The 6,651-nt window shown below is 76.5% G+C and carries 6 protein-coding genes; 2 read left to right on the forward strand and 4 right to left on the reverse strand.

The window, feature by feature from the left end:
* From ACWEO5_RS37615 to ACWEO5_RS37630, 4 genes are all read right to left on the reverse strand, one after another.
* Window positions 1-2,186 (reverse strand): chromosome segregation SMC family protein (locus tag ACWEO5_RS37615; RefSeq protein ID WP_452166576.1); only part of this gene is annotated, 2,186 nt, incomplete at its 3' end.
* A gap of 314 nt (window positions 2,187-2,500) precedes the next feature.
* Window positions 2,501-2,704, reverse strand: coding sequence for a hypothetical protein (locus ACWEO5_RS37620; protein ID WP_344554562.1), 204 nt, complete (start codon window positions 2,702-2,704; stop codon window positions 2,501-2,503).
* 382 nt (window positions 2,705-3,086) lie between these two features.
* Window positions 3,087-3,380 (reverse strand): acylphosphatase, encoded by a 294-nt coding sequence (locus tag ACWEO5_RS37625; protein WP_344554563.1) that lies wholly within the window; start codon window positions 3,378-3,380, stop codon window positions 3,087-3,089.
* 160 nt (window positions 3,381-3,540) lie between these two features.
* Window positions 3,541-4,341 (reverse strand): hypothetical protein, encoded by an 801-nt coding sequence (locus ACWEO5_RS37630; RefSeq protein WP_452166577.1) that lies wholly within the window; start codon window positions 4,339-4,341, stop codon window positions 3,541-3,543.
* Window positions 4,342-4,510: 169 nt separating this feature from the next.
* Between ACWEO5_RS37630 and ACWEO5_RS37635 the strand changes: the two genes are divergently transcribed.
* A complete protein-coding gene (locus ACWEO5_RS37635; RefSeq protein ID WP_452166578.1) occupies window positions 4,511-5,800 on the forward strand; it encodes an MFS transporter in 1,290 nt (429 codons plus the stop codon).
* Between the two features lie 49 nt (window positions 5,801-5,849).
* Window positions 5,850-6,651: hypothetical protein (locus ACWEO5_RS37640; protein ID WP_452166579.1), on the forward strand; the 802-nt coding region annotated here is incomplete at its 3' end.

A 6,651-nucleotide genomic window follows, 5' to 3' on the forward strand; every position in this document is an offset into this window, starting at 1 on the left:
CGGTCGGCCTCGTCGGCGGCGGCGCGGGCGGCGCCGCCGGAGCGGCCGAGGGTGCCGGCGAGTTCGGCCCGGCGCTGTTCGCCCTGCCGCCGGCGGGCGGTCGACCGCTCGACCTCGGCGGTGAGTTCGGCGCGCCGTTCGCGGGCGGCGGCGAGTTCTCCGGCCAGCCGCTCGCAGCGGGCGTCGAGTTCCGCGATGCCGCGGGCGGCTTCGGTGACGGCGGCGCGGGTCTCCAGCGGGCTGGGCGCGCCGGGCGATCCGCCGTGGGCGAGGACGGCGGAGAGCAGGTCGCCGTCCGGGGTGACGGCGTTCCAGTGCGGGTGGGCGGCGGTCAACCGCCGTGCCGCGTCGAGGTCCTCGACCACGGCGGTGCGTTCCAGCAGTCGGCGGGCGGCGTCGGCCACCGCGGCCGGGCCGTCGACCAGGGCGCCGGCCCAGCGGGCGCCGGCCGGCGGGTCCGGGACCGCGGGCCGCGTCCCGTCGGCGATCAGCAGGGCGGCCCGGCCGGCGTCCTCGGCGCGCAGCCGGGCGAGGGCGTCGGCGGCGGTGGCCGCGTCGGGGACGGCGACGGCTTCGGCGGCGGCGCCGAGCGCGGCGGCCACGGCGAGTTCGAACCCGGGGGTGACGGTGAGGAGTTCGGCGGCCGGGCCGAGGACACCGGGGAGGCCGAGCAGGGCGGCGCTGCCGTCCTTGCGGCGCAGGCCGAGGGCGAGCGCGTCGTGCCGGGCGGTGAGCGCGGCGCGCTCCTTCTCGGCGGCGGTGAGTGCCTCGCGGGCCGCCGAGAGGGCCCGTTCGGCGTCCCGCAGGGCGTCCCGGGCCTGCTCGTGGAGTTCCTCGCCGAGTTCCTCCGCCGCGCTGAACTCCCGGTTCCGTTCGAGGAGTTCCTCGTACTCCCGCTGGGCGGCGGCGGCCCGCAGCCGGGCCTCGTCGCGGGCGGTGGCGAGCCGCTGGGCCTCGGCCCCGGCGGCGGCGGCCCGGGAGCGGGCGGCGGCGGCGCTGCCCTGCAGGCGGGCGAGTCCTTCGCGCCGGTCGGCGATGGCCCGGGCGGCGGCGCGCAGCCGGGTCTCCTCCTCGGCGAGGGCGCGTTCGAGGTCGGCGCGTTCCTCGACGGCCTCGGCCAGCGCGTACCGGGCCTGTTCCAGGGCCTCTTCGAGGGCGGCCTCCTCCTCGCGGACCCGGGCGGCCTCGCGTTCGAGGTCCTCGGGGTCGCGGCCGGGGCGTTCCTCCAGCTGTCCGGCGGTGGCGGCGGCGCGCACCCGGGCCTCGGCGAGGCCGATGGTGCCGCGGGTGCGTTCGGCGAGCGAGGAGAGCCGGTACCAGGTCTGCCGGGCGGCTTCCAGGGCGGGCCCGAGCTGTTCGACCTGGGCCTCCAGGACGGCTTCGCGCTGGAGGGCGGCGGCGAGTTGCTGTTCGACGGTGGTGCGGCGCAGTCCCAGGGCGAGTTCGTCGGCGACCTCGGCCTCGACGGCGCGGCGCAGGGTGAGCAGGTCGTCGGCGAGCAGTCGCAGCCGGGCGTCGCGCAGTTCGGCCTGGATGCCGGCGGCGCGCCGGGCGATCCTGGCCTGGCGGCCCAGCGGGCCGAGCTGGCGGCGCAGTTCGGCGACCAGGTCCTGGACCCGGTTGAGGTTGGTCTGCATCGCGTCGAGCTTCCGCAGCGCCTTCTCCTTGCGCTTGCGGTGCTTGAGGACGCCGGCCGCCTCCTCGATGAAGGCGCGCCGCCCCATCGGGTCGGCGTGCAGCACGGAGTCGAGCTGGCCCTGGCCGACGATGACGTGCATCTCGCGGCCGATGCCGGAGTCGGAGAGGAGTTCCTGGATGTCGAGCAGCCGGCAGGTGGTGCCGTTGAGCGCGTACTCGCTGCCGCCGTTGCGGAACATCGTCCGGGTGATGGTGACTTCGGAGTAGTCGATCGGCAGGGCGCCGTCGGTGTTGTCGATGGTGAGGCTGACCTCGGCGCGGCCGAGCGGCGGGCGGCCGCTGGTGCCGGCGAAGATGACGTCCTCCATCTTGCCGCCGCGCAGCGACTTGGCGCCCTGTTCGCCCATCACCCAGGAGAGCGCGTCGACGACGTTGGACTTGCCGGAGCCGTTGGGGCCGACCACGCAGGTGATGCCGGGTTCGAAGCGCAGGGTGGTCGCCGAGGCGAAGGACTTGAACCCGCGCAGGGTCAGGCTCTTGAGGTGCACCCGACCGTCCTCCTCGCCGCGAACCGCCGCGAACCGCCGGGCCGCCGAACCCCGCGCCGCGGACCGCGGCGGCGCGCCCCGTCACCTGCCGCCCCCCTCCGGGACGGCCCGCCGCCTGCGACTGTATCCGGCCGCACCGCCGCCGGGGCTCCAGGCGGGGGTTTGACCGTGCGGCGGGTCGGGCAGTCTCTCGGCGAGCGGACCGGCGTGGACACGACGAAGGGACGTCCGCATCGGACGTCCCTCGCAGGCTGCCATCCCCTCGTCGGGGAAGCTCAGTGCACGACTGCGTCGATCGTGAGGACCACGAGCGATCAGGTCAGGGCCGGCTCGCGCTGGTCCAGGTCGATGCTGCTGAGCAGCGAGTGCTCGTCGGCGACGGCGGACAGCGCGTCGTTCTCGGCCTGGAGCTTCATGAGCTCGTTCTCCAGGTCCTGGACGCGCTGCTGCAGCCGTCGCATCTCGGAGAGCATTCGCGGGTCGGGGCCGCCGACGTACCCGAGAAGCGCCTTTGCCATGATGTGTGGTCCTCCACGCTGAGTGACCGAACCGTGTACGGTGGGTCTTTGGGGGAAGGGATACGCACGCGCCTGCGCGCCGGACGTGCTGGCTGGGCACTACGAGGGCATCCGCTGGTGAGTGACACACTCACAGGCGTGGCCCCGCCGGTTAAACGCAAACCTGTGCGCGGGTTTCCAGCGTCTCACCAAAGACCGTACGGGTCAACACGATCACCGCACGCTACCGCGCCCCTGTCACCTGCATGGCGGGAACCTCACACCATCGGCCGGGCTAGTGGATCACTACGTCTGCGGAGTCAACCATGACTCCGGCCCGAAGGCAACCCTATGACACCGGCAGTTGCCGGGGGCTCTCCTCCCGCCGGCAACTGCGGTGTGCTCATCGGATCGCGAAGCCCTCGTACCCCTCGCCCACGGCGGTCCAGATCTCGGTGACTCCGCTGACCTGACCAGGCGTTCCGGGCCCGCGCAGCGCGGCGAGCAGCCGCTCGCAGTCGGCGCGCGACCCCTCGGCGACCACCTGGACCCGGCCGTCCCCGAGGTTGCTCGTGTAGCCCGTCAGCCCGATCTCCAGGGCCCTGGCCCTGGTCCACCAGCGGAACCCCACCTGCTGGACGCGGCCGCGCACCCAGACGGTGGCGCGGACGGATCGGTGGCTGTCGTGACCTTGCATGTGTCCGACCATAGTCGGGCACTTCGGGGGCGCTCGGAACGGGCTTCACGCCCCTTCCACCGACCCTCCCCACCCCGGCACGGCCCCTCCTCTCCCGTACGGCCCTCCCCCTCTCCCGCACGGCCCTCCCCCGCGCCCGGCCCTCCCCCGCGCCCGGCCCTCAGCGGTGGTGCTCGGCCAGCGAGTGCAGCGTCCAGCCCCGGCCGGCCGGGTCCAGCGGGGCGGTGGCGGCGGTGAACAGCTCGGCCGCCCGCCGGTAGGAGAGCCGGCCGCGGCCGGTGAGCGGGCAGCGGTCGCGCTCCGGGGTGCCGGCCGGGGCGCGCCGACCGGTGAGGAACAGCGGCCCCGCGGTGCGGCCGGCCACCAGCAGCGGCAGCAGCCGGGCGGCGCCGCCGCGCCAGCGCAGCGGGCGCTCGCCGGCCGCCGTGCGGGCCTGGCGGTTCGGCAGGTCGAGCCGGTCCACGTCCAGCGCGAGCAGCCGCTCGATCGGGGCGCCGGTCTCCCGGACCAGGTGCCACAGCACCTTCTCGCGCAGCGGCACCCGCAGCGCGAGCACCGCCCGCAGCCGCTCCTCCCCCGGCGCCCCCGCGGCGGCGGGACGGACCGGCAGCGGCCGCAGCTCCCCGGCCGGGTCGGCGGACAGCCAGCCCTGCGCGCACCACCAGCGCAGGGCGGCCCGCAGCGCGGACAGTTCGCGGTTGGCGGTGCGCGCGCCCACCGCCCCGGCCCGGGCGGCGAACGCGGCGGCCAGCCGCTCGGGCGCGCCCGGTCCGTCCAGCAGGGTGAGCGGCAGCACCGGCGGGGCGGCCCGCCGCCGCTCGGGGCCGGACGGCGGGGTGCGGCCGACCAGCAGCCAGGCCCAGGTGCGCAGGGCGATCCGGTAGACCCGCCGGGAGCCGTCCGCGAGCGGCGCCCCCGCCAGGTAGTGCTCGGCCGCGACGGCGAACTCCACGGGTGTCATTCCCGCAGTAAATCCTGCTGGCCGGAAACCGTCAACACCCGCTCCGACTGCGGTAAATCGGCGATTTACTGCGCCGGATTCCGGCCCCGGCAAAATTGAGGCGGATCCGCTCAGGTTTTCCGGCGCGACCCCTTGCCGGGCGGCCCGGCGGCCGGGCAGCCTGCCGGTTGTGAAACCGACTCCACGGCGGCTCGCCGTCCTGCGCGGGCGGTCCTTCCGCCTCTTCTTCACCGGGTACGCGGTCTCCCTGTTCGGCTCCTCCACCGCCTCCGTCGCGGTGGCCTTCGCGGTGCTGGACGGCGGGGGCGGCGGCTCCGGGCTGGGCGCGGTGATGGCGGCCCGGATCGTCCCGATCGTGCTGCTGCTGGTGTTCGGCGGGGCGGCCGCCGACCGGCTCGGACCGCGCCGGACCATGCTCGGCTCGGACGCCCTGCGCTGCGCGACCCAGGCCGCCACCGCGGCGCTGCTGTTCGCCGGGCACGGGACGGTGTGGGCGCTGGCCGCGCTGATGGTGCTGTGGGGGCTGGGCGAGGCGGTGTTCCTGCCCGCGCAGGACGCGCTGCTGCCGCGGATCGTCCCGCCCGCCGAACTGGCCGACGCCAACGCGCTGCTGGGCATCGCCCGGAACGGCTCCGCGGTGGCCGGGCCGGCCCTGGCGGGGCTGCTGACCGCCACCGCGGGCCCGGGCTGGGTGCTGCTGCTCGACGCCGCCTCGTACGCGGCCGGCCTGGCCGCGCTGGCCCTGCTGCGCCTCCCGCCCGCACCCGCCGCCGACGGCCCCGCGCCCGGGCTGCTGGCCGAACTCCGCGAGGGCTGGGACGAGTTCCGCTCCCGGCGGTGGCTGTGGGTGAGCGTGCTGCAGGGCTGCCTGTTCAACCTGCTGGTGTGGGCGCCGTTCCTGGTGCTCGGCCCGGTGCTGGCCCGCGCGCGGCTCGGCGGCGCGGGCGGCTGGGGCGCGGTGCTGGGTGCCTACGGGGCGGGCGCGGTGCTCGGCGGGCTGGTGCTGCTGGGGCGGCGGCCGCGCCGTCCGCTGCGCACGGTGCTGCTGGTGACCGCGGGCTGGGCGCTGCCCTCGGGGGCGCTGGCGCTGGGCTGGCCGCTGCCGCTGGTGATGGCGGCGGCCGCCGGGGCCGGGGTGACCTCGATCGTCTCCGGCAGCCTGTTCGCCGCCCTGACCCAGCGCCACGTCCCGCCGCGGGCGCTGGGCCGGGTCGGCGCGTACGTGACGCTCGGGGCGTTCGCGTTCGGGCCGGTGGGGCTGGCGCTGGCCGGCCCGCTCGCCTCGGCGGTCGGCGCGGGGACGGTGCTGGGCTGGGGCGCGGCCTGGCAACTGCTGTCCTGCGCGGCGGTGCTGGCGCTGCTGGGCCGCCGCGAGCCGGCCGCCGGAGCCGCCGCGGTGCCCGCCGACCGGCCGCAGACCGTCCCCGGCGGCCCACCGGAGCGCTCCGAGCGGGCATAGTGGTGACGATCTTCCGCAGCCGTACCCGTTCCCCCTCAGGAGACCCCAGGTGATCCTCGGCCTCGTCACCGCCGTCGCGGCGTCCGCCTGCTACGGCACCGGTTCGGTGCTGCAGGCCCTCGGCGCCCGCCGCTCGGCCCGGCAGGAGGCGGCGGACGGCACCGTCACCGAGCACGGCGGGCCGAGCCTGGCCTCGACCGCGAAGGCCGCCGTCACCTGGGAGTTCATCCTCGGCACGGTGCTGGACTTCATCGGCTTCGGCCTGGGCGCGCTGGCCGCCCGGCTGCTGCCGCTGTTCCTGTCGCAGACCATCATCAGCGCCAACCTGGTGATCACCGCGGTGCTCTCGGTGAAGCTGCTGGGCCTGCGGCTGCGGCAGTTGGAGTGGCTGTCGATCGGGATCCTGTGCGGCGCGCTGGTGCTGCTCGCGGTGGCCGCCGGCCCGGAGGGCGGGCACGAGGCGGCCCGGGCCTTCCACTGGGCGCTGCTGATCGGCTCGGCGGTGCTGGTCGCGGGCGGTTCGCTGGTGGTGCGCCGGCTCGGGTCGGGCGGGGCGATCGTGGCGGGCCTGCTCTCCGGCCTGGGCTTCGGCGCGCTGGGCATCGGCGTGCGGGTCCTGGACGGCGTGCAGCCCTTCGACCTCGGCGCGCTGCTCGCCGACCCCGCGCTGTACGCCGTCCTGGTCGGCGGCCTGGGCGGGATGTACCTGCACACGGTGGCCCTGCAGATCGGCTCGGTGAACGGCGCGACCGCCGCCCTGGTGGTCGGCGAGACGGTCGTCCCGGGCGCGGTGGGCGTGCTCTGGCTCGGCGACTCCTCCCGGGACGGCCTGGGCTGGCTGGCCGTCCTCG

This window comes from Kitasatospora sp. NPDC004272 (assembly GCF_053603035.1).